22 protein-coding genes and 3 tRNA genes are annotated in these 22,292 nt (G+C 38.9%); 18 read left to right on the plus strand and 7 right to left on the minus strand.

Translation table 11 applies throughout. From position 1 onward, the window contains the following. The first annotated feature begins 10 nt into the window (after positions 1-10). The 4 genes from ABJL82_RS13055 (at position 11) to ABJL82_RS13070 (ending at position 5,651) form a co-directional block, all read left to right on the plus strand. Positions 11-1,591 (plus strand): DUF2079 domain-containing protein, encoded by a 1,581-nt coding sequence (locus tag ABJL82_RS13055; RefSeq protein ID WP_347275135.1) that lies wholly within the window; start codon positions 11-13, stop codon positions 1,589-1,591. A 238-nt stretch (positions 1,592-1,829) separates the two neighbouring features. Continuing rightward, positions 1,830-3,284 (plus strand): flippase, encoded by a 1,455-nt coding sequence (locus ABJL82_RS13060; protein WP_347275136.1) that lies wholly within the window; start codon positions 1,830-1,832, stop codon positions 3,282-3,284. Then, positions 3,268-4,464 (plus strand): glycosyltransferase family 1 protein, encoded by a 1,197-nt coding sequence (locus ABJL82_RS13065; RefSeq protein ID WP_347275137.1) that lies wholly within the window; start codon positions 3,268-3,270, stop codon positions 4,462-4,464. The genes ABJL82_RS13060 and ABJL82_RS13065 overlap by 17 nt, the downstream gene beginning before the upstream one ends. Positions 4,465-4,562: 98 nt before the next feature. Beyond that, positions 4,563-5,651 (plus strand): glycosyltransferase family 1 protein, encoded by a 1,089-nt coding sequence (locus tag ABJL82_RS13070; protein WP_347275138.1) that lies wholly within the window; start codon positions 4,563-4,565, stop codon positions 5,649-5,651. A 179-nt stretch (positions 5,652-5,830) separates the two neighbouring features. Here ABJL82_RS13070 and ABJL82_RS13075 read toward each other — a convergent pair whose 3' ends face one another. From ABJL82_RS13075 to ABJL82_RS13085, 3 genes are all read right to left on the minus strand, one after another. Next, positions 5,831-6,355 carry an HAD-IIIA family hydrolase gene (locus ABJL82_RS13075; protein ID WP_347275139.1) on the minus strand — a complete coding sequence of 175 codons (525 nt, stop codon included), beginning with the start codon at positions 6,353-6,355 and terminating at the stop codon, positions 5,831-5,833. A gap of 5 nt (positions 6,356-6,360) precedes the next feature. Further along, the gene (locus ABJL82_RS13080; protein WP_347275140.1) at positions 6,361-7,350 is read right to left on the minus strand and encodes a KpsF/GutQ family sugar-phosphate isomerase; all 990 of its coding nucleotides are present in this window, start codon (positions 7,348-7,350) and stop codon (positions 6,361-6,363) included. Positions 7,351-7,612: 262 nt separating this feature from the next. After that, entirely contained in the window at positions 7,613-8,647 is a 1,035-nt protein-coding gene (locus tag ABJL82_RS13085) for a tellurite resistance/C4-dicarboxylate transporter family protein (protein ID WP_347275141.1), read from the minus strand. A 153-nt stretch (positions 8,648-8,800) separates the two neighbouring features. Here ABJL82_RS13085 and ABJL82_RS13090 point away from each other — a divergent pair, with 153 nt between their 5' ends. The 7 genes from ABJL82_RS13090 (at position 8,801) to ABJL82_RS13120 (ending at position 12,707) form a co-directional block, all read left to right on the plus strand. Next, positions 8,801-9,064 (plus strand): SemiSWEET transporter, encoded by a 264-nt coding sequence (locus ABJL82_RS13090; RefSeq protein ID WP_347275142.1) that lies wholly within the window; start codon positions 8,801-8,803, stop codon positions 9,062-9,064. 599 nt (positions 9,065-9,663) lie between these two features. Further along, positions 9,664-10,359, plus strand: a complete 696-nt coding sequence (gene rpsB, locus ABJL82_RS13095) for a 30S ribosomal protein S2 (RefSeq protein WP_347275143.1) — start codon at positions 9,664-9,666, stop codon at positions 10,357-10,359. A 186-nt stretch (positions 10,360-10,545) separates the two neighbouring features. After that, a complete protein-coding gene (locus tag ABJL82_RS13100; protein ID WP_347275144.1) occupies positions 10,546-11,136 on the plus strand; it encodes a translation elongation factor Ts in 591 nt (196 codons plus the stop codon). 27 nt (positions 11,137-11,163) lie between these two features. Then, complete coding sequence (pyrH, locus tag ABJL82_RS13105) at positions 11,164-11,889, plus strand: UMP kinase (RefSeq protein ID WP_347275145.1); 726 nt, start codon at positions 11,164-11,166, stop codon at positions 11,887-11,889. Between the two features lie 5 nt (positions 11,890-11,894). After that, positions 11,895-12,455 (plus strand): ribosome recycling factor, encoded by a 561-nt coding sequence (gene frr / locus ABJL82_RS13110; protein WP_347275146.1) that lies wholly within the window; start codon positions 11,895-11,897, stop codon positions 12,453-12,455. Positions 12,456-12,540: 85 nt separating this feature from the next. Beyond that, positions 12,541-12,613, plus strand: a tRNA-Lys gene (locus ABJL82_RS13115). A 19-nt stretch (positions 12,614-12,632) separates the two neighbouring features. Then, a tRNA-Glu gene (locus ABJL82_RS13120) sits at positions 12,633-12,707 on the plus strand. A gap of 249 nt (positions 12,708-12,956) precedes the next feature. On the opposite strand, the gene ABJL82_RS13125 is transcribed toward ABJL82_RS13120, so the two are convergent. Both ABJL82_RS13125 and ABJL82_RS13130 read right to left on the minus strand, forming a co-directional pair. Beyond that, on the minus strand, positions 12,957-13,463 hold the full coding sequence (locus ABJL82_RS13125) for a MogA/MoaB family molybdenum cofactor biosynthesis protein (protein ID WP_347275147.1): 507 nt from the start codon (positions 13,461-13,463) through the stop codon (positions 12,957-12,959). A 3-nt stretch (positions 13,464-13,466) separates the two neighbouring features. Then, positions 13,467-13,916, minus strand: a complete 450-nt coding sequence (locus ABJL82_RS13130; protein ID WP_347275148.1) for an MOSC domain-containing protein — start codon at positions 13,914-13,916, stop codon at positions 13,467-13,469. 396 nt (positions 13,917-14,312) lie between these two features. Here ABJL82_RS13130 and ABJL82_RS13135 point away from each other — a divergent pair, with 396 nt between their 5' ends. The 4 genes from ABJL82_RS13135 (at position 14,313) to ABJL82_RS13150 (ending at position 17,777) form a co-directional block, all read left to right on the plus strand. Continuing rightward, positions 14,313-15,659, plus strand: coding sequence for a glutamine synthetase family protein (locus ABJL82_RS13135; RefSeq protein ID WP_347275149.1), 1,347 nt, complete (start codon positions 14,313-14,315; stop codon positions 15,657-15,659). A gap of 58 nt (positions 15,660-15,717) precedes the next feature. Beyond that, complete coding sequence (locus ABJL82_RS13140; protein WP_347275150.1) at positions 15,718-16,485, plus strand: hypothetical protein; 768 nt, start codon at positions 15,718-15,720, stop codon at positions 16,483-16,485. Then, the gene (locus ABJL82_RS13145) at positions 16,460-16,876 is read left to right on the plus strand and encodes a CBS domain-containing protein (RefSeq protein WP_347275151.1); all 417 of its coding nucleotides are present in this window, start codon (positions 16,460-16,462) and stop codon (positions 16,874-16,876) included. Before ABJL82_RS13140 ends, ABJL82_RS13145 begins: the two co-directional genes overlap by 26 nt. Positions 16,877-16,946: 70 nt before the next feature. Continuing rightward, a complete protein-coding gene (locus ABJL82_RS13150; RefSeq protein WP_347275152.1) occupies positions 16,947-17,777 on the plus strand; it encodes a metallophosphoesterase in 831 nt (276 codons plus the stop codon). Positions 17,778-18,189: 412 nt separating this feature from the next. On the opposite strand, the gene ABJL82_RS13155 is transcribed toward ABJL82_RS13150, so the two are convergent. Both ABJL82_RS13155 and lexA read right to left on the minus strand, forming a co-directional pair. After that, complete coding sequence (locus ABJL82_RS13155; RefSeq protein ID WP_347275153.1) at positions 18,190-18,438, minus strand: hypothetical protein; 249 nt, start codon at positions 18,436-18,438, stop codon at positions 18,190-18,192. A gap of 19 nt (positions 18,439-18,457) precedes the next feature. Next, positions 18,458-19,114 (minus strand): transcriptional repressor LexA, encoded by a 657-nt coding sequence (lexA, locus tag ABJL82_RS13160; protein WP_347275154.1) that lies wholly within the window; start codon positions 19,112-19,114, stop codon positions 18,458-18,460. A 599-nt stretch (positions 19,115-19,713) separates the two neighbouring features. Between lexA and murD the strand changes: the two genes are divergently transcribed. The 3 genes from murD (at position 19,714) to ABJL82_RS13175 (ending at position 22,151) form a co-directional block, all read left to right on the plus strand. Continuing rightward, positions 19,714-21,093, plus strand: coding sequence for a UDP-N-acetylmuramoyl-L-alanine--D-glutamate ligase (murD, locus tag ABJL82_RS13165; RefSeq protein WP_347275155.1), 1,380 nt, complete (start codon positions 19,714-19,716; stop codon positions 21,091-21,093). Continuing rightward, entirely contained in the window at positions 21,090-21,926 is an 837-nt protein-coding gene (locus ABJL82_RS13170; protein WP_347275156.1) for an HDOD domain-containing protein, read from the plus strand. Before murD ends, ABJL82_RS13170 begins: the two co-directional genes overlap by 4 nt. Positions 21,927-22,074: 148 nt before the next feature. Then, a tRNA-Pro gene (locus ABJL82_RS13175) sits at positions 22,075-22,151 on the plus strand. The last annotated feature ends 141 nt before the right edge of the window (positions 22,152-22,292 follow it).

Genomic DNA, 22,292 nt, shown 5'->3' on the forward strand with positions numbered 1-22,292 from the left:
AATAAAATACATGATTACAATTTTGTTTAAATACCTTTCATTCCTGCCGGTATTCGTATTATGTATTTTCTTTTTTCATTCAAAATATTTTCCTAAGAAAAAAAGGTTCTTTTCTCTGGGAAATGATTTTGATAATACCGCTGGTAAGAGATTTTTATGGATAATTACAACTACATATACGGTAATCTTTGGTTCCTTGTCCTGTCTGCGTTACATATCGCTTCACAGCACCATTGCAGACCTGGGTTTTTATGAAAACAGGATATGGCAGATTGCCCATAATGGTAAATTCGAATATCTTATTAATGGCCATTTCTCTCCCATCCTGCTCATACACGCCCTTATTTACAAGGTTATTCCATCAACGATTACCCTCTTAATCTTGCAAACCGTCACTATTGCCCTGGCATCGATCCCATTATATTGTTTATCCAATCACCATTTAAAGAACAACAAATCGTCCCTTTTTGTTGTAATAATATTTTTTCTGTTTACTGCAGTGGAATACAACAATCTCTTCGATTTCCATCCTGACCATGTATTCATAGTGCTCATCCTTTTATGCTTTTATTTTTTGGAAACGAATAAAAAAGGATGGTTCCTTTTTACTGCGGTATTATCTTCATTGGTTAAAGAGCCGTTTCTCTTTGGAGTAGCAGCGCTGGGTGTCTACACAGCAATACGATATAAATGGTATAAAACAGGATTCTGTGTATCAACACTTAGTGTGATGCTTTTTTTTATTCATGCAAAGATAATACTCCCTCAATATTACGAGGGAATAAACCCTGTGATTCAGTCACAGGGCGGCAGTTACTCTTATCTTGGCAATAGTTTTTCTGGCATAATAAAGACCTTTATCGGGAATCCATTGATTGTTATCAAAGAACTCATGAACCTGAAGAAGTTTTTGTTTATTTATGTATTATTTGCCCCGCTGTTATTTATGCCTTTTCTCAGCCCTTCAACACTAGCTTTGACCGTGCCCTCTTTTGCCATCCAGCTTTTGTCAGCATGTCCGTTACATTATGCTATCAATAATCATTACTCGGCATCTATAATACCTTTTATCTTTATATCGTTTGTTTATGGTTTAAAAAAATTAAGTGCAAAAAAACTTAGTATTGCGATAAGTAGCGTGTGTATTGTTTCTGTATGGTTTAACATTACTATTGGGGCGTCACCTATTTCGTACCTATTTTGGGAGTACACAAAAACGGTTAACCCGTATTCCTTCAAAAATTATATGGTTTCCTCGCATAGCATGAAAATAAATACTGCAATAAGCATGATTCCGGAAGGTGTTTCCGTTTGCGTTCAAAATTCTGTCTATACAAGCCGCCTGGCAAAGAGAGATATATTCTATGTGTTTCCCTATGAGTATGAACAAGCCGACTATATTATTTTAGATGAAAAACGATTGAAATATGTTGGAGATCATATAGATAATGAAAAATATGACATTTTACTTAAAGAAATTCCCAAAACACACACCATCGTTTTCCAAGACGATGGTATATATCTTTTCAAGAAAAAGGCTTTATTCCCCTTAATTCCCAGTCTTGATGATCCGGAACAGGAAAGATTTTAGATTTATTGTATAGGAATTATCATCTTATTTAAGCGGTTTTTGAGACGGCGCTGGTAGGACAAGCGTCTCGCTAGTCCAACCTCCGTTTATCGCCTTTGATTTGATCAACCGAGACGGTTGACCTACCAATTTCTCTGATTTGATGATTTGCGATTTTTGATTTGCTTTTTAAATCTCAATTCATAAATCATAATTTTTACAAAATGGTAAATCGCTAAGCGCCAAATTATTATATCTAATGGATACCATTACTAAAACAAGGATAGTACAAAATACCGTATTCGTCTTCATTGCACAGGTAACGAACATTTTACTTCAGATGGTTTACCTCGTCGTTGCAGCGCGATATCTTGGAAATGTACAATTCGGTAAATTATCCTTTGCGATGGCTTTTACCCAGATGTTCCTTGCCGTTACAGACCTTGGGTTATTTAATTATGCTGTTAAGGAGATATCCAGGAAAAAGGAGGCAGCCCATCGGTATTTTATAAATCTTTTTGTATTAAAATTACTCTTAGGAATCTGTGTTTTAACTATCATAGCTTTTATAATATCAATTTTAAATTATCCCCCCGATACAACAATTACTACATATCTTTTAAGTCTTGGCCTTTGTTTGTTCTCTTTAAATACCACATTTCATGCCGTTTTCCAATCTTATGAAAGGCTACAATACATTAGCATGACGATGATACTGTTTTTTGTTGTAAATGTATCACTGGCTATTATTGCCTTGTTTATGGGTAAAAATATTATTACGCTTGCATGTATAAATTGTATTGCGGGAATTGTTGTGTTTAATACGAATCTCTTTATCCTTTACAAGAAATTTTTTATTCCAAAATTAACGATAGATATTCCTTTTTGTAAAGAAATGTTGTTCTACTCATTGCCCATTGGAATCGGTGCTGTTTGCTGGTCATTTTACAACAGGATCGATGTCTCACTTCTTTCCTTTATGAAAGGGGATGTTTCCGTAGGAGAATATACAGCCGCTTATCGATTGACAAATACATTGGCCTTTATACCAGGTGCATATATGAGTGCAATATTTCCCATCATGGCAAAACAATATATTGATACACCTACTCCTTTGTTAAATACCTTATGCCAAAAAAGCTGTAAATTGATGATTATTATTGCACTTCCTATTGCTATGACATTAACCTTAAGCGCTCCTGCAATTATTAATCTACTTTATGGAAAAGCCTATGGTAATGCAGTAAATTCGTTACGGATACTTTCATGGACTATCTTATTTACCTTTATCAGTAATATCTTTAGTTACTTATTGATTTCAACCTTTAAAACGAGTAAGGAATATACACTCTATGCCGTAATGGGTCTTGTGCTCAATGTTGCGTGCAATTGTCTTTTCATTCCAATGCTTGATTTGAATGGCGCCGCCATCAGTACGGTAATTACAGAAGCTTTTATCTTTGTGTTATATTATAGAAGTATTAAAAAGAAAGGATTTTGTATTCCTCTATTCCAACTAGCAATCAGGCCATTCGCTGCATCACTTCCAACAATATGTATTGTATATTTTTGGGATATAAAAAACATATTCGCGGCGGTTTCAGTATTAATTATAATATATCTCTCAATTCTCATTGTGATTAAGGGCATTCAACGGGAGGAGATAAAAGAAGTGTGGGGTATTTTAAAAAATTTCCATGCGTATCGGCATTGATATTCGACCACTACAAAAAACATCGAGATATAGAGGAATTGGTTCTTACCTTCGTAATCTTGTTAATGTATTAACGCTTAATGATTATGAAAATGAATATGTTTTTTATTCCCTCCGAAATGGTACACCATTAAATCTAAGAGAATATTATCCCCATTTGTGTGAAGATAAAATCAAAAAATGGATTGAGCATCCTTTGTATAGACCAAAAAGACCAGAAAGGCTTCACTGGTTTTGGGACAGATTATTTTTGCATAAGGCTTTGAATAAAGACAATATTGACTTATTCCATGCCAACGAAATAACCAGTTGGCCATCTCACTTGTCGGCTAAGCGGTATAAATATGTTGTTACTGTGCACGATATGATCCCCTTTGTCTTTTGGAATTCCTATAAAAATACATATTCCTTTGACTATCGTTTTGCGCTTAAGCAGGGAATTAAGATGCTCAACAAGGTGGACATGATTATCTCTCCCTCAGAAACAACTAAGAGGGATATTTTAAGATATGTGGAGATGCCGCCCAATCGTATTAAGGTCATTTATGAAGGAGTACAGCATAATCTTCTTCCATTAGATAAACCAGAGGCCAGGAAAATAATAGAAAAAGAATACGGCATTAAAGATAACTACATCCTATATATAGGGGGTGCAGATTTCAGGAAAAATATCCATAATCTATTAGTTGGTTTTGGTAGATTTTTAGAAAGGCATCATACCATGCATTCGCTAGTGTTAGCCGGAGAGGTTTTTGGGAGAACTTATTTAAGCGAGGTAAAGGCTGTGTTTGAATCCATAGAAAAACTGAGATTAGAAAAACATGTAAAAATTATAGGATTTATTCCTGGCCAACATATTAATTATTTATACAGCGGTGCAGATCTTTTTGTATTGCCTTCCCTTTACGAAGGATTTGGCCTGCCTGTATTGGAAGCCATGGCATGTGGCACACCTGTGGTTACCTCTCATGTATCTTCTCTCCCAGAAGTCGCTGGAAATGCAGCGCTTTTAATAGATCCCCATGATGTAGACAATATAGCAAATGCAATATATAATGTTTTAGCCGATAGTGGGCTAAGGAAAGACTTGATTCGCAAAGGATTGGAAAGAGCAAAGCAGTTTACGTGGGAAAAGATGGCAAGAGAGACGCTGTCTGTTTATAAGGGTCTTGTCCCGTAATGTCAAAAGTTTCGTAGAATATTTCTTCAGCGTTTTTGCGGCAAATAACCGAGTTTGAAAAGGGTAATTAATTGAAAATAGGAATAGATTGCCGTTGTTTGGAAGGGGAAAAAACGGGGGTTGGTGTATACTTATCCAACCTTATACAGCATGTTCTTGAATTGGCAAATCAATCCTGCAGGTTTATTTGTTATTTTGAAAAACAAATACCTCCATTGCCCTGGTTAGAAGATTCAAGGGTAGAAAAAAGAGTAGTAAGGATTCCCATTAGGAACAACTTTTTATGGAGCACCCTTCGTTTACCTTTCAAACTCATGAAAGATAACGTTGATGTCTTTCATGCACCGTCATATACGACACCTTTTCTAAAGATTAAAAATACCATTGTCACGATCCACGACATCAGTTACGCAGTAAATCCAGAATGGTACTCATACAAATCTGATTTTATTCGTAGATACTATTATTACAAATCCGCAAGAAATGCAGATATCATCCTCACCGTATCAGAATTTTCGAAAGCTGAAATCGTAAAATACTATCGGATAAACCCTGATAAGATACGTGTAATATATCATGGGATAAACAGGAGATTTTTAGAAGATATAGATGTCAATAACATAACGACTGTATTAAATAAATATAATATAAAGGGAGAGTACATATTATCCGTTGGAAGCCTTCATCCCAGAAGAAACCTTGGGCGTTTAATAGAAGCATTTATAAAACTAAAAAAAGAAAATAAAGATTTTAACCAGCTAAAATTAGTTCTGGTGGGAAAGGATGAGGGCTCATCAAAACAATTATTATCACTTTATGGCACGCGAAACGATCTTATAATTACCGGTTATATACCGGGAAAAGACATAATTCCTTTGTATAGAGGTGCAAAATGTTTTGCCTTTCTGTCATTTTACGAGGGATTTGGCTTTCCAATTCTTGAGGCAATAGCATGTGGCTTACCAACACTAATCTCTGATATACAGGTTTTCAAAGAAATATTTAAAGACAATAGTTTATTTGTTAACCCTTATAATGTAGATGAAATCAAAAATAATATGCTTAGAATACTTACAGATGAGGGGTTGCGAAAAGATTTATCGAATAAAGGTAAGAGGCACGCTTCTTCATTTATGTGGAAAACAACGGCAAAAAAGACATTGGATATATACAGCTGTTTCTCATGAGAATTTTAAAATCTTTATTGATGGTTTGTCTTCACAATCTGATTATTCGTAACACTTTAGTTTTTTTAAAAATTCCAACAATAGCGATGTTTGCCGCATAGTGTAGGGGCGAAGCATTTGCTGTAAATTGTCATAAATGTGTTCATACTCAAACGGACAAATGCTTTGCCCCTACTTTTTCAAAAAACTAAAGTGTTACGATTATTCTGATATCGTTCCATTATAATATGCCATTTATCCTGAAATTTAATTATCTTCTCCGCAACTTCTCTTACAGCGCCACATCCGCCTTTGGCTTTTGTAACGTAAGAAGAATATTGTTTTACCACAGGCATGGCATTGGCAACCGCAACGGGAAAACCGGCGCGGTAAAATATGGGAAGGTCTATGAGGTCGTCGCCAATATAACACACCTCTTCATCTTTAAGCGAATATTTACCAAGGATATTATCATAAACGTCCAGTTTATTTTTGATTCCCTGATGCACCTCTGCGATATTCAATTCTTTTGCCCGGTGATCTACTGCCTTGCTCGTTCTTCCGCTAATTATTGCCGTTTTAATATTGACACGATGAAGATAAGATATACCCGTGCCGTCCAGCACGTTAAAAATCTTTGATTCCCGCCCTTCACTATCAATAAAGATCGAGCCATCTGTTAAAACACCATCAACGTCAATAATAACAAGTTTTATCTCTTTCACCGTATTTAAAATCTAACCTCCAATAAATCCTGCACATCAAAAATGCCGACTGGTGTATGAAAATCGTCAACCACAGGAATTTGGTCAATCTTGTTTTCTCTCAGTATTTTATATGCCTCTTCAACTAAACAACGATTATTGATTACCTTGGGAGAGGGGGTCATAACCTCTTTTATTGTCTTACATAAAAATGACGTCCCTTCTCTTAAAAGCCTTCTCAAATCTCCGTCCGTAAAAAACCCGGTCAACCGGTTATTTTTATCAACAATACTCACTGCGCCCGGGTTACCTTTTGTTTCCGTCATAATGCCTAGGACATCCAGCAGAGGCATATCTTCATCCGCTACAGGATTTTCCCTGCCTTTGCGCATAACAACTTCAACCGGTAGTAATTTTCTTCCAAGTTCTCCGCCAGGATGATAAAAGGCATACTCCTCTTTGCTAAGATTCCGCTTTTTAAATATCGTTAACGCAAGGGCGTCCCCAATGGCAAGCATCGCCGTTGTACTTGAAGAAGGAGCAATGCCTAAAGGGCAGGCTTCTTCAACATTTCCAATATCAAGAACGACATCGCTATGCAGCGCCAGTGAAGATTTATTATTGCCCGTAACGGAGATTATCTTTGTTCCCATTTGTTTCAGAAATGGCAAAAGCAACACCACCTCTGTTTCGCCGCTGTTTGACAACGCTAGTACAATGTCGCTGGCAACAATTTTACCAAGATCGCCATGTCTGGCTTCGGAAGAATGAATCCAATAGGAAGGAGTGCCGGTGCTTGCCAAAGTGGCCGAAATCTTCTGTCCAATAATGCCAGCCTTTCCAACCCCGGTAACTGCGACCCTGCCGGAACACGTAAATATGATGTCTACGGCTTTTTGAAAATGATTGTCAATACGATGAATCTGATTTTTTATTGCTTCTGACTCGAGTAATAATACTTTTTTCGCATAATCTATGTCAGACAGAGGCTGTTTTTCTGTTAAGCCATTCAACATAACGTAAGGATTTTATCTTAGAGGTGAAAGAGATGAAATTTATAATACTTTAGTGCTATGAAATGGAAAAAAAACCGTTCCAAAAGTAGGGGCGAAGCATTTGCGATAACTGGCATACATGCGTTCATACTCAAACATGCAAATGCTTCGCCCCTACACAGTGCGGTAAACATCGTTATTATTGGAATTTTCCAAAAAACTAAATTATTACAAAAAAAATATCGTGTGGTTTGCTAAAAGACTCCAGGAAACTGGCATTGCGCTATTGCTTTGCCGGAGCCGGTTTAAGAAAAGAACGAATCATAGTCGCGAACACTATCAGCCAGGCAATATACGCTATATATATAAATACCTTTGATATGTTTGATATATATCCTATCCCCAGCGCCTCTGCCAGCTTTAGCGTACATGCCGTATACATTCCCAACGGAAACACCAGTCCCCAGTACAGCGGAGTATACTTATACGGCGTTCGGTTATACAAGTACTTCCATATCCCTAGTATTGTCAACAACGGAATCCACCACGTTCCAAATGACCAGAAAAACACAGAAAATCCCTTGACAAATCCTCCCATCTCTAAAAACGGTCCTCCTATCTTCGGGATGCTTAAACTTATTGCTGCCCCCGCAAGCGTAGTTATCGCCACTGCTCCCATGTTGATCCAGTACGGAGGCACCAACACCTCCGGCGCTATCTTGAAAAATATTAACCGATACGTTATTAACGTTATCATCACCACGTATAAGAAACATCCTATCATCCACCATACCATCGAGGAAAACAGGATAAAGTTTGACGTCTCTGCAAAACGCGGCGATAATAATGCACCAAGTACCGCAACCGACTGCGTGCCTACCGCCGATATCAACCACCCCCCGTGTATTGTGCTCTCTATCCGCTGTTCGTTTTTCAAAAATAACAAGGTGAATGTTGTTAAGGTGATCACCACCCACAGAAATATTCCAAAAAACCACAATGCCTTGGCGACGCACGGGCAGTTGACTATGTTCACAAACTGCGCTCCAAGCACATTTGTTCCGGCTACTATCGTAAAATAAACCAGTCCAAGTTTCGGATTTGATATGTCTGCGTATTGTAAACTCCAGTACATAGTTATCCTCAGTATCTGGATCGTCAATATAACCGCATATGCAGCAATGTTTAAATAAAACAACCCCAGTGCTACCGGTGTTATTCCCAACATATTTGACGCTATAGATATAATGCCTGTTGACATGACAAACGCAAAGTAAGCCGGATGTAATGCCTTTATCATGTTTCTTATTCCGCCCATTTATCTTTTATCCCCCTTTTTTTCTCATTGTTCTTTCACATTCCTTACCGCCCATTAAATCGTCAAATATAGCGTTTGATCTTACTTTTTGCAATCCTTTTTGGTATGCTTTAACAATTATTTGATAATAACAAAAAAAACGGGGAAATATATATGACATGGTCTATAATAGGAACAATTGCAGCATTGTGTACGACAGTAGGTTTTATCCCGCAAATCATCCGCGGGATAAAGACAAAGGAATTAAATGATGTTTCCCCGATAATGTTATCCCTTTTACTATTCGGCTGCAGTATGTGGTTAGTTTACGGGTTACATTTAAGAGATATAATCATTGTGCTTGCCAATGGATTTACCCTTTCTTTTGTGAGTACTATTTTCTCTTTGCGCTTTTTATATAAATACAAGGGCAAATAATAATTGCACATTTTAAAAAATAATACCTAACCCAACTTCGACAGACAGAAATTGTATCGCCTCTAATTTTAATATGTTACGGCTTTAGTCCTTCATTTTTCGGCACTACATCTTTGAGTTCTCATGGGTGATTTTATATTTTTTTTGCGAACACCAAAAGCAACATTCAACCATACCAATAGGTTATGACTATTACATGCTCAATTTGTTGCCTTTTTCATGATAAATTTGTCGAAGTTGGGTTAAGTTTTCCCACGGACACTAGTCAATAGAAAATGGACTTCATTATGTGCGTGATACCGCTTTCCGTGAAGGACATTCTCGAATACGCACTAAAAATGCCCCAAGGGCAATGGCTTCTTTGAGGAATCTTCTTGTGGTTGGGCTTTTTTATTTTCTCCAGGTAACAAATTATTGACAGGAGCTTTTGGCACAAATTCCTGATTCGCGTCTTTCGTAGGGTGACTTTGACGTTGCCGTGTGGTTATAATTAAATATACTTGACAACCTGCCTATAATGACTATAATCTCATCTTTTCTGAAAAATTCCTTTATTTTCTTTTATTATCTCAATCTGGAAAGGGCGTTATTTGTCTATTGTGAATATTCAAGAATTAGTCGAAGCAGGGTTTCATTTCGGACATAGAACAAGCAGGTGGAACCCAAAGATGAAACCTTTTATCTTCGGCAAGCAAAATCTGATTCATATCATTAATTTACGGGAAACGGTGAAGGGTCTTATCACTGCTTGCCGATTTGTAACGAACTTGGTGCAAACAAAGAAAGATATATTGTTTGTCGGCACGAAGTGGCAGGCGCAGGATATTACCGTGCGAGAAGCAAAGCGGTGTGGCATGCATTATGTCAGCGAAAGATGGCTTGGTGGCGCGTTGACAAATTTTGATACTATCAGGAGTCGTTTAGAACGTCTTGAAGAATTGGAAAAAATGAAAGAGACAGGCGAAATCAACCAATACAGTAAAAAGATGATTTCCTCCCTCAACAGAGAATACAAGAAAATACTTACCAATTTGGAAGGCATTCGCAATATGACCAAACTTCCAGGAGCACTTGTGGTAGTGGACCCAAGATATGAACACAACGCTATAAAAGAGGCAAAAAAGTTGGGTATACCAACTGTTTGCCTGGCGGATACCGATTGCGACCCTGATATGGTGGATATTTGTGTTCCTGGGAATGACGATGCGATACGGTCGATCAATCTCTTTTTATCTAAGGTAGCAGACGCCGTTCTTGCCGGAAAAGAACAACTTGTTACGCTGACAAAAGATTAATCAGGTTTTTACGAAAGCCCTTCCATTTTTCGTGAAATTCAGAGTTTGTATATCCTTGGATTGCCAATCTAACAACTGCCTTTAAAGATACACATCTCAAGATGTTCCGCTTGATTATTTGTAATAACAAGATTACCGGCTTCGCAGCAATGATAGTTCGTAGCTATATTATTTTGGAGGATACCGATGGCAGATAAAGCGAGTGTTATGAAATTGCGTGAACAAACAGGCGCGGGAATATTAGAGTGCAAAAACGCCCTGGATGAAGTAAATGACGATTATGATAAAGCACTGGAAATTATAAAAAAGAAAGGTTTTGCCAAAGCTTCCGGGAAAGAACAAAGAACAACTGCCGAAGGCAGAATAGGTTCTTACATTCATACTAACGGGAAAATAGGCGTAATGGTTGAGGTGAATTGTGAAACAGATTTCGTGGCAAGAAATGAGGTCTTTCAGCAGTTTTTAAAAGATATTTGCATGCAAATTGCTGCAACCAATCCAATAGCAATAAAAAGGGAAGATATTTCTGCGGAAATTGTGGAAGCACAAAAAAGGGTTTTTATGGAGGACGCTAAAGGAAAACCAGCTGATATTTCTGAAAAAATCGTTAAGGGAAAGCTGGAAAATTTTTATAAGGAAAGATGTCTGCTGGAACAACCGTTTATAAAAGACGACTCACAAACTATTCAGGATTTATTAATTGCAATTATCGCAAAAATAGGGGAAAATATCAAAATTAATCGCTTTGCCAGGCTGGAAGTAGGGGGAAATAGCTAGCAGTTTAGATTGCCGCACACAACCATTATGCCGAAAAATAAGAAAATCAAGTATAAACGTATCTTATTGAAAGTTAGTGGTGAAGGCTTTGGTGGTGAAAACGGAAAAGGCATTGATACTGAAAAATTTGCAACATTTGCCAAGACGATACAAAAGATTTTATCACTCGGCGCTGAAACGGCGCTTGTTGTTGGCGGCGGCAACGTGTTGCGCGGCGCTAAATTTGGCCGTTCGGGAAAATCCAGAATTGTGGCGGATCAGGCGGGGATGATTGCCACCATCTTAAATGCATTGCTTTTACAGGACACCCTGGAAGAGTGCAATATGAAAACGCATGTAATAAGCGCAATTGAAATTAAGAATATTACAGAACCTTTTATTTTACGAAATTGTTTACGGTATCTTGAAGAAAGAAATATTGTTATTTTTGCGGGAGGAACGGGAAACCCCTATTTCACAACCGATACCGCGGCTGCTTTACGCGCGATAGAAATTAATGCCGACGTGATGCTTAAAGCCACAAGAGTTGACGGCGTGTATACAGATGATCCAGTTAAGAATCCATCCGCAAAGCTGTTAAGCAAACTGACCTATGCCGAAGTATTAAACCGGCAATTAGGCGTAATGGACATGACTGCTGTATCATTGAGCATGGAAAACAAATTGCCAATAATCGTATTAAACATGAATAAAAAGGGAAATATTGAAAAGGCTGTTTTGGGAAAATCTGTTGGTACTTTTATAGGAAATTAACCGATATGTCAATAGATTCGATTTGCAAAGAAACAAAGGCAAAAATGGAAAAGGTTATCGCCCATTTGCAAGATGATCTGAAAGGAATAAGAACCGGTAGGGCAAGCACTGGCCTGGTAGAAAATATACGGGTTGAATACTACGGGAACCCTTCCCCCTTAAAGCAACTTGCGGTGATTTCCACACCTGATGCACAGTCAATCCTGATAAAACCTTACGATACTACTATAGTATCTAATATCGAAAAGGCAATCATCCAATCAGACATCGGCCTGACCCCTTCTGTTGAAGCTAAAACCCTGCGCATTGTTGTTCCTCCGCTTAATGAGGAGAGGAGAAAAAAACTCTCCGTAACCGTAAAAGATTTTGGGGAATCAACAAAGGTTTCTTTGCGTAATATACGGCAGGATTCAAATAAACAAGCGGATAAAGAAAAGAAGGAAAATATTTTAACAGAAGACGACGTCAAACGCGCCAAGGATGAAATTCAAAAAATTATCAGAGACTTTGAAACTAAGGTAAATGATTTAATCAAAAAAAAGACTGAAGAAATACTCAAGGTATAAACGTACCGTTTGAAACGTATATTATCATTTTTTTCCCTTTGTAATTTTATTTTTTGCGTGCAATCTTCATACATTTCTGTATAATGGGGGCATAGCTCAGTCGGTAGAGCACCGCCCTTTTAAGGCGGGTGTCGATGGTTCGAGTCCATCTGCCCTCATTTACTATTGTGCATAAATGGCCCCATCGTCTAGCCTGGTCTAGGACAACAGATTTTCGATCTGTGAACTGGGGTTCAAATCCCCATGGGGTCATATATGATTTGAAAAAGCCATAAGAGACCAAACTCTTATGGCTTTTTTCTTTTATAACAAATTTTGACCTACCATTTCTTCTATGTTTTTTATGTCTGTACCCTGAACCCTTCATACACAGATTGTTCCTATGGAGCTTATAGGGAATATGCTTTTCAACAGACTGAGTGCTGTTTGTGGGGGCGATGTCGTTGTTTTTGATGCAGTTTTGAAGAGGAGAGACATTCAATTTTCTGCAATTTCGGGTGGCTACCTGTGGGGGTGTTGCTCCCGGTCTTTGGCGCAATCTGTAACGGCGCCTTTGATAAGGTTTATGGTATGAGGAATAACCGGCAGAACGACAGAGAGGTTTTCCTCAACGCCTTTCGGGCTTCCGGGAAGGTTTATGATAAGGGTTTGCTGATATATCCCTGCCACCGCCCTGGAACCCATTGCCCTTGGTGTGTGCTTCATCCCTTCCATACGCATTGCTTCTCCGAAGCCGGGCAATTCCTTTTCTATCACCGCCCGTGTTGCCTCAGGCGTGATATCGCGAGGGCCGACTCCAGTACCTCCGGTTGTGATGATAAGATCGGATAGTTTGGAGAATTCACGGAGTTTTTTGATAATGAGGTCTTTTTCATCGGGGATTATTTCGTATGCGACAATGGATGTATTGATTTGTTGGAGCATCGTACGGATAACCTCTCCGCTTTTGTCTTCGCGCTCCCCTTTTGACCCTTTATCGCTCAATGTTACTATTGCGGCGCGAATCATAGTTTATACCCCAGGGGGATCTTCATGTATTAAAATTTCATCTCCGGCTTTAATAATTCCGCCGCTAAGGATTTCTGCAAAAATCCCTTCCCGCGGCATGATACAGTCGCCCGCCTTGTAATAAATGGCGCAGCGGTCATGGCACAATTTGCCGATTTGGGATATCTTTATGATAATATCATTTCCGATTTTTAGCGTAGTTCCAACAGGAAGCGATTTTAGTTCTATGCCGCTGGTGACAATATTTTCTCCAAAATCGCCGTCTTTTATCTCTAAACCTTTATTACGCATCACGTCGGCGCTTTCCGTTGCAAGCAGACTTACCTGGCGGTGCCATTTTCCTGCATGGGCATCTCCCTCAAGGCCATAGTGTTTAATTGCCCTGCATTTGCCTATATTTCGTTTCTGGATACCTTTTCTTTCGCTTACGCAGACAGCTACAATTTTCCCCATGGGTATTTGAATATACGAATAAGTTTATTAATGATTACAATATATTTTTTTACTGCACACTATTGCAAATCGGAAATCCCGGAAGAAGTTTAACAAGGGAAGTTTTTGGTGTCAAGGAGAACCTCTTGCGGTGCATAATCAAGGACGAAAGACGAAAGACCAATGACCAATGACCAATAACAAACTACCACAATTTATTAATAAGTTCGCTCCGCAACTGCCTGTAGCGGTGTATAAAATCCTTGTTTTTTGTAACTGTTACAATTAAAATTGCTTCTTCAATCCATTCTATTCAAAAGATTACGATTGTTTGGTCAAAATTTTCATTGCAGAGAAATTTACCATGGAAAACAATTTTAGTAAAATCTGTTTTTAACCAGAGAAAGGCAAGATTGCATGTCGGGTGAACATATTGATTTGGCAGTAATTAACCGGGCAAAAGACGATAAGGTAAAGCTTGTTCAGTTACAATTTACCGATATTAACGGCAGTGTAAAGGCAGTTACCATACCAATTGAAAAGTTCCCGGAATCTTTGGAGAAAGGGTTGTGGTTTGACGGTTCATCAATTGAAGGTTTTACAAGGATTTGTGAAAGTGATATGTTTTTAAAACCCGATGCAAGTACATATGCGTTGCTTCCCTGGGAGACGGTTGCTGTGACTGCGAGGCTGTTCTGTGATGTTTATATGCCTGAAGGTTCGCCTTTTGAGGGAGATCCCCGTTACATATTAAAGAGGGCGATTAAAAATGCCAGTGATATGAATTTTGAATATAACGTGGGGCCTGAACTGGAATTTTTCCTATTTAAACCGAAGAATGACGGGGCCGTTATGCCCACCCCACATGATGTAGGAAGTTATTTTGATTTTTCTCCCAGGGACCTTGCGGGGAATGTGAGGGCGGATATTATTTTTACCCTTGAGAAAATGGGTATCAATGTGGAGATGAGCCACCACGAAGTAGCTCCAGGTCAACATGAGATTGATTTTAAATATGCAGAAGCGTTGCGGACGGCGGAGAATGCCCTGACCTTCAAACAGGTGGTAAAATCCATTGCACATAAGCATGATCTCTATGCTACCTTTATGCCGAAACCGATTTTTGGGATATGTGGCAGCGGGATGCATTGTCATCAGAGCCTTTTTGATATAAGGACAAACACCAATATTTTTTTTGATGAAAATGACACGTATAAATTAAGCAGGAACGCAAAGCATTTTATTGCCGGACAACTGGAGCATGTAAGGGCGATGAGCGCAATACTTTCTCCAACCGTGAATTCCTATAAGAGATTGGTTCCGGGATATGAAGCGCCGGTGTATATATGCTGGGGACAGAAAAACAGATCTGCCCTTATCAGGGTGCCGAGATATTCTCCCGGCAGGGAGCAGGCAACAAGGGCTGAGCTAAGGTGTCCTGACCCAAGCAACAATCCCTATCTTGCTTTGGCAGTAATGCTGGAAGCAGGCCTGGATGGTATAAAAAGAAAGCTTGAATTGCCAAAGGCAACGGAAGAAAATGTGTATGAATTTAATAAGGAGGAACTGGCATACCGTAATATTGCAACGTTGCCTGGGTCTTTGGGGGAGGCATTGCATGAATTAGAACAGAGCGAGTTGATGAAGAGGGCGCTGGGTTTACATACCTATCAAATATATTTACATTCAAAATTTTCCGAATGGGATGAATACAGGATTCAGGTAACGGAGTGGGAACAGAAAAAATATCTTGAAACCACATAGTTATCCCTGATTACGGGTATCAAAAATCAATTAATTGCGAGTGGATAAAAGCCATACCATGAATGAGAGCGGTTACAATATTGCCTTTGCCGAAAGCATGTGTTCCGATGGAATGTGTTGTTTTACCTGTGTGATTCCTGCAAACAGCGGGCATATCGGCTTTATAAAATATTTTCTAAAAAGAGGGTCAGGCTTTCGGCATGTAAAATTGTTGGCTATGAGCGAAGGGCGCAGGAACGAATTGTATGAATCTTGCCGGTTTCTTGATGTTATCATTTCGGCAGACCCGGAAGCCTTGTCGTTAAAAATGGATTTGCGGTGCAGGATTTATAAGTACAGGCCCGTACAATGCATGGATTATCCTGATTGTGCCGGAGCCGCTTCCGGGCAGGAAATAACAGGACCATGCATTTATAACGAATATAATACTTCAGGCGCTTATCAGCAGCTTGTCTATAAGCGTGAATGGAAGGCCTTTTTCGCAATCAGGGATGATTTGACCGCTTTGCGCGGAATATTCTCAGGCAATGAAGTTTCCGCCACAAGGGAAATATTGCTAAATGCAAAGGGAGTTTGTCTTGCGGATATATCCGTAGGGTCGGAGAAACAGGATTTTATCCTGATTCCTCTGCCGAAACGAACAGAAAATATTTTATATTTATCCGAAAAACACCAGCCTATTACTACGATAGAAGACGCTTACAGGAGATGGGATGAGAAGATAAAAGGGAATCTTCAGCACCATTATGGAACGGAGTGGAATAAAAAATTGGAAGAGGCTATTAGAATGGAGGGAAAAGATGTTAGTAAAGGAAATAATGAGTAAACAGTTGGTCACCCTTAATGCCGATTCAAAGCTTGGCTTTGCCGAAGATATTATGTATTTGGGGAGAATCAGGCATTTGCCTGTAGTAAATGGAAAAGAAATAGTGGGCATTTTGACGCAAAGAGATCTTTACAAGGCGTCGCTGACTTCCATTGTTACGAATTGGGAAGAAAATAAGACTTTTCTTGATTCTGTTAAAGTTGCGGAGGTAATGACAAAAAACGTCGTTGCCATTTCGCCGGACACTACAATTGAAGATGCTGCACAGATTATGATTGATAAAAAGGTTGGCTGTTTGCCGGTGGTTGAAGGTAAAAATACTCTTCTTGGCTTGATAACGGAAACGGATGTATTGCAGTGTTTTGTTCATGAATGCAGAAAAAACAGATAACCATTTTGTTTTTAAAAGAGTTCCTGCAAATTAACCTGTCTTTTTTTTAGATCCGGAAAATATTGCCAGTATGATTTCAAGAAGAACGTTTATAAAAGGAGCAGGCGGATGTGTACTGGGTATGGTATCAGTAGGGAGTTATGGCCATTTTTTAGAGCCCAGGTGGGTAGAAATAAACAACGTTACCATTAAGCTTGAGGATTTACCGGCGAAATTTGAAGGTTTAAGGATAGCACAACTTTCAGATATCCACCATTGTGAATATGTATCAAAGGATTTTATACGGAATTGTGTCCACAAGACCAATGCGTTATGTCCTGATGTAATAGTCCTGACGGGAGACTATGTTTTTGGCAGCAACGATTATCTCCCTTCGGTGGCAAAAGAATTATCTGAATTGAAGGCAAAAGAGGGAGTTTTCGCTATCCTTGGAAATCATGATGATAAGGGAAGCACCTATGACGAATTGCATAGAAATGGTATTCGCTTACTCATAAATGAGCATATTGTTTTATATAGGGATGACGAGTATATATTTATTGCGGGCATAGATGATCTCTGGCAGGGTGAAATAGATGTTAAAAAAACCCTGAAAGGAATGGATGAGAATCCAAAGATTTTACTGGCACATAATCCTGACGCAATTGAAATAATCCGGCATGAAGATGTCGATTTTGTTATATCCGGTCATACTCACGGGGGACAAGTGTGTTTCCCCTTTTATGGACCGCCTATCGTTTACTCAAAATTTGGGGCTCGTTATGCTGCGGGTCTCTTTCGTGAAAGAAATACGCTACTGTATGTAAACAGGGGCATAGGCGTATCTAATTTGCCGGTACGGTTTTTTGCGCGGCCTGAAATCACGCTGTTCACCATAAGAAATGGTTTGCAACATGCATAGTTCTTTCTTCTTCCTTTAATACCTTATCAGTAATTTCTTTGCATTTTTTGGCAAAATATTTAATGGTTCTGGCTATGCCAGCTTAACCCAACTTCGACAAGCAGAAATCGTATCGCTTTTAATATCTGTGCGTTACGACTTTAGCCCTTCATTGTTTTAAAACTTTCCTCAACAGTCAGACTGGGTCAAATGGGCAATTTTATCCTATTTCACGATATGAATTTCCCACTTTAATAGAAAAACAGTAATAAATTGAGCATAAAATAGGCAAAATGTGATAAGTTGTCCCCACTTTTGAGACAACAAGGTTCATTTGTCCCAGTCTGGAATTATCAAAAAAACAGAGGGTTATATTCGACGCTTTTGGAATTTGGGAAGAGGTATTACATAGTTATTAACTTTTTTCTCCAATTTAGGTATAAATGGAATGGAGTATCCATAACAGGGTATCAGTGTTATAGGAGATGGAAAAAAAATTGGCGCCTTCGGTAACCGTAAAGTAGTGTATCACCGTTTTTCCAACCCTTTCCGTCCAGATGTAGGTAATTTCCCGAATTGTATATTTTGTGCCGTTCCAAATAAACCAAACGGGTTTGAGCTTTTTTTTGTTATCACCAAAAATCGCCCCTACTTTGATCGATTCATGAACTTCTGTAATCATACCGTTATCCCTCCGGAAATCATTGTTGTAACTTCTCTAACAACCGCACCACCGCAGTAACCTTTCCAATGATGCGAACCTCATCTTGTTCTCCCTGGAGTACAATGGGTTTCATCGTTGGATGTTCCGGGCGCAATTCCAGCGTATTTCCCTTCTTATAGAATCTTTTGACCGTGGCCTCGTCATTTATGAGGGCAACTACAATTTCCCTGTTATTGGCAACCGGTTGCGGCCTCACCAGGACGAGGTCGCCTTCCTGTATATGAGCATTAATCATGCTGTCTCCCTCAACTCGCAAAAAAAATGCGTCTCCGGTACGGCAGATTGTTTTATCTACTGCAAGATATCCCGTAATATCTTCTATTGCCGGATGAGGAGCGCCTGCTTTGACCCTTCCAACAATGGGGATGAGATTCGTCTCTGCATTTTCAGCCGGGGCTTCTATAATTTCAATAGCCCTGGGACTGTTATATTGTTTTTTGATGTGTCCTTTACGGGCAAGGATGTCAAGGTACTTTTTGACGATATTGGTGCTGGAAAGGCCCATCCCTTGCATAATCTCGCGTACCGTAGGCGGATACCCTTTTTCCCGAAGAGATGTTTTCAAAAAGGCTAGAAAATCCGCCTGTTTTTTTGTTAAAGCAGTATCCGTTAATTTTTCTTCATTGGTGGACATATGTTTACCATTATATTTTTTGCTGTAACTTTGTCAATTCTCTTTTTAAAACATTACTTTGTTAAAAATTAAGCGGCGATTTTTTTCTTAAATCGAGCGGATTTGATTTTAAAATATTCTTGTGAGAGTTTTTCGTTCTTTGATAAAGACTTTGTTGATGAGAATTCAAGCAAAACAAATAGTTTTCGGCTTCACCACTATTGCAAATAAATCATTGAATGGTTATATTCAGACATTACGCTGCCTGTTGGAGTGTTAAAAGCATCGCAAAAAAATCATCTGGATTGCGTCTTTTGAGAAACGTTTTATCTATAAGCTTCACAGGAACAACCAGTTCCTTAGTGGAGAAATCAGGGATACGGATTTCTCGTAACACTTTAGTTTTTCGAAAAATTCCAATAATAGCGCTGTTTTCCGCACGATGTATGGACGACGGACGACGGACGACGGACGACAGACGACAGACGATGGACTACGGACATACTTCGTCTCTCGTCTTTCGTGCTTCGTGCTTCGTCTCTCGCTCTTACGTTTTTCAAAAAACGAAAGTGTTACGATTTCTCCTTTTAATTTTGAGTGAAATAAACAAAACAAGTGAAATGTATATAGAATTTAAAAATAAAAGAATTACCGTTATGGGACTTGGTGTGTTTGGGGGCGGCATTGGCATAACACAATTTCTTGCAAGGCAGGGGGCGCATGTCACGGTAACGGATATAAAGAGTAAAACAGACCTTTCACAATCCCTGCGGCATCTTGAAAATCTGCAGATTACTTACCGGCTGGGCGAACACAGAGAGGAAGATTTTATCAATACCGATATGGTCATCGTCAGCCCTGCAGTTCCCATGGATTCAAAATTCATACAAATTGCAAGGGAAAACGGCGTTCCCATTGACACAGAAATGAACATATTCTTTAAACTTTGTCCCGCTTTCACAATTGGAGTAACCGGCAGCAACGGGAAATCCACCACAACTACACTGATTGGCGACATTTTGCAACAAACCTCCAATAAGATATGGGTTGGCGGCAACATCGGTAAATCACTGCTTCTGCAACTCGAAGAAATGAAGCCTGCGGATATTGTGGTGCTGGAGCTATCCAGTTTTCAACTGGAATCGCTCTCTTCAATTAAAAAGAGTCCCTGTATAAGTATAGTAACAAATATTTCTCCCAACCACCTGGACAGGCATAAAGACATTGATTCTTATATCCATGCAAAGAAGAATATTATCTTGCATCAGAAGCAGAGTGATTCCGCCATTCTGAATTACGATGACCCGGAGCTGAGAACATGGGAAAAAGAATGTAATGGCCGTGTTTTGTGGTACAGCACACAACAACCGGTAGAAAATGGCGCATTTCGTGAAAACGAACATATTGTAATATCCATAAATGGGAATACCATTTCGATACCCTGTGTATCAAAAATCAAACTTCCTGGAGACCACAATCTCCACAATGTACTTGCAGCAGCGTGTGCAGCATATTTACACGGCGCAAACAAACAAACCATTGAAAAAACAGTTACTTCTTTTTGTGGATTAGAACACCGTTTGGAATTTGTAAGAGAGGCAAAAGGCGTCATGTATTATAATGATTCTAAAGCAACCACTCCCGAATCTGCAATTGCCGCAATTATGAGTTTTAAGGACTCTGTGCTTATTGCTGGAGGATACGATAAGGGAAGCGATTTTGAGGAATTTGCCGCAGTTTGTGCAAATTGCTGTAAAGCTGTTGTTCTTATTGGAAAGACTGCAAACAAGATAGAGGTACTTATTTCTTTAAAAAAGGGGGAAAAAGAATACCCCCATGTATGCATTGCAAATACCTTAAAAGACGCCTTTCAAACAGCAAATACCCTTACAACACCGGGAGGCGTTTTATTGTTCTCGCCAGCCTGCGCTAGCTATGATATGTTTAATAACTATGAAGAACGCGGCAAACAATTTAAAAATATGGTGTTGTCACTATGACTAAATATAGCGCCGAAGAAATTTTGGATGTAGCGGGAAATATTTCTTGCGCTCCTACTGTTGTCATTGAATTAAATACTTTAATTGGCAAAGCAAAGGTAAATATTAACGAAATCCTCTCGTTGGTCGAAAAAGATCAAGGAGTCGTTTCCCGGGTGTTTAAGGTGGCCAATTCTTCTTTTTACGGGAGGGCAAAAAAGGCGGAAAGTTTAAAGGATGCGATTGTCACGTTAGGTTTAATAGGGTTGCAATTTCTTGTTATTGAACATGCCCTGAAAAATATCATGAAAGATTTGAAAACAAAAGATGATTTTCTGTGGAAACACACAATGCAGGTATCTGCTGCATCCATGATTTTGGCAAAGCATTTACAAAGGAATCTTTTTAATGATGCGGCAGTTTCAGGAATCATCCACGATATTGGCAAGGCATTTATTATAAATGTGTATCCGGACGCCTATTTAACATTACAGCAAGAAGTTAATGAAAAACAGATAGATGCTATTGATGCGGAAATAAAGATTTTTGGTTTTGACCATACAATAATTGGAGAATTAATAACAAATAAGTGGAATTTCCCGCAAAGACTCATTGACGTAATACACTATCATCACTCTTTCGATAGCGTGAAGGAGTTTCCAGCCGGTTCACAACGGCTGATAGAAATTGTCAAACTTGCAGATATTTTGGAGAATAAATACTATGCCCATGCCGTATTAAGCAAGAAAGATATAGAGGAAAATGATTTTTCAATGAAATTGTTTGCAGGGAAAGAAGACCAGGTAGAGAGTATTTTGGAAGAAATATCTTGTGAATTTTGCATTGGGAAATAAGGCGGTGTCCCTTTGTAAAATAGAGGCAATATACCGCACTGCAGCGCCGAACAATTTCCCTTCATCTCATATTCAGAAAAACAACACATCTATAATGAAGAGATTTAAAGTTGATAATAGATGGAAAATAAGATAGTATTCCCAAAGTCGGGGTGTAGCGCAGCTTGGTAGCGCGCTTGAATGGGGTTCAAGAGGTCGTGGGTTCAAATCCCGCCACCCCGACCAATAATGACAACTACTTATAATATTTGTAACAGTTCACGTTTTTAACATATCTTTGTATATTATGTGCTTATGGAAAACTTTGACAGCGTCGTGATTATAACACTGCAGCCACAGAAACGGCTTGTTTCCAAACGAATCGCT

The sequence above is a fragment of the Candidatus Kuenenia sp. genome (genome assembly GCF_039794105.1).
GTDB lineage: Bacteria > Planctomycetota > Brocadiia > Brocadiales > Brocadiaceae > Kuenenia.

Coding starts and splice junctions, on each gene's coding strand:
- ABJL82_RS13140 (WP_347275150.1), top strand. CDS start 15,718: ATGAATGAGAGCGGTTACAATATTGCCTTTGCCGAAAGCATGTGTTCC.
- ABJL82_RS13100 (WP_347275144.1), top strand. CDS start 10,546: ATGGCAGATAAAGCGAGTGTTATGAAATTGCGTGAACAAACAGGCGCG.
- ABJL82_RS13080 (WP_347275140.1), bottom strand. CDS start 7,350: ATGTTGAATGGCTTAACAGAAAAACAGCCTCTGTCTGACATAGATTAT.
- ABJL82_RS13170 (WP_347275156.1), top strand. CDS start 21,090: ATGACTAAATATAGCGCCGAAGAAATTTTGGATGTAGCGGGAAATATT.
- ABJL82_RS13060 (WP_347275136.1), top strand. CDS start 1,830: ATGGATACCATTACTAAAACAAGGATAGTACAAAATACCGTATTCGTC.
- ABJL82_RS13150 (WP_347275152.1), top strand. CDS start 16,947: ATGATTTCAAGAAGAACGTTTATAAAAGGAGCAGGCGGATGTGTACTG.
- ABJL82_RS13090 (WP_347275142.1), top strand. CDS start 8,801: ATGACATGGTCTATAATAGGAACAATTGCAGCATTGTGTACGACAGTA.
- ABJL82_RS13125 (WP_347275147.1), bottom strand. CDS start 13,463: ATGATTCGCGCCGCAATAGTAACATTGAGCGATAAAGGGTCAAAAGGG.
- frr (WP_347275146.1), top strand. CDS start 11,895: ATGTCAATAGATTCGATTTGCAAAGAAACAAAGGCAAAAATGGAAAAG.
- ABJL82_RS13065 (WP_347275137.1), top strand. CDS start 3,268: ATGCGTATCGGCATTGATATTCGACCACTACAAAAAACATCGAGATAT.
- ABJL82_RS13055 (WP_347275135.1), top strand. CDS start 11: ATGATTACAATTTTGTTTAAATACCTTTCATTCCTGCCGGTATTCGTA.
- pyrH (WP_347275145.1), top strand. CDS start 11,164: ATGCCGAAAAATAAGAAAATCAAGTATAAACGTATCTTATTGAAAGTT.
- ABJL82_RS13085 (WP_347275141.1), bottom strand. CDS start 8,647: ATGGGCGGAATAAGAAACATGATAAAGGCATTACATCCGGCTTACTTT.
- lexA (WP_347275154.1), bottom strand. CDS start 19,114: ATGTCCACCAATGAAGAAAAATTAACGGATACTGCTTTAACAAAAAAA.
- murD (WP_347275155.1), top strand. CDS start 19,714: ATGTATATAGAATTTAAAAATAAAAGAATTACCGTTATGGGACTTGGT.
- ABJL82_RS13135 (WP_347275149.1), top strand. CDS start 14,313: ATGTCGGGTGAACATATTGATTTGGCAGTAATTAACCGGGCAAAAGAC.
- ABJL82_RS13155 (WP_347275153.1), bottom strand. CDS start 18,438: ATGATTACAGAAGTTCATGAATCGATCAAAGTAGGGGCGATTTTTGGT.
- ABJL82_RS13145 (WP_347275151.1), top strand. CDS start 16,460: ATGTTAGTAAAGGAAATAATGAGTAAACAGTTGGTCACCCTTAATGCC.
- ABJL82_RS13130 (WP_347275148.1), bottom strand. CDS start 13,916: ATGGGGAAAATTGTAGCTGTCTGCGTAAGCGAAAGAAAAGGTATCCAG.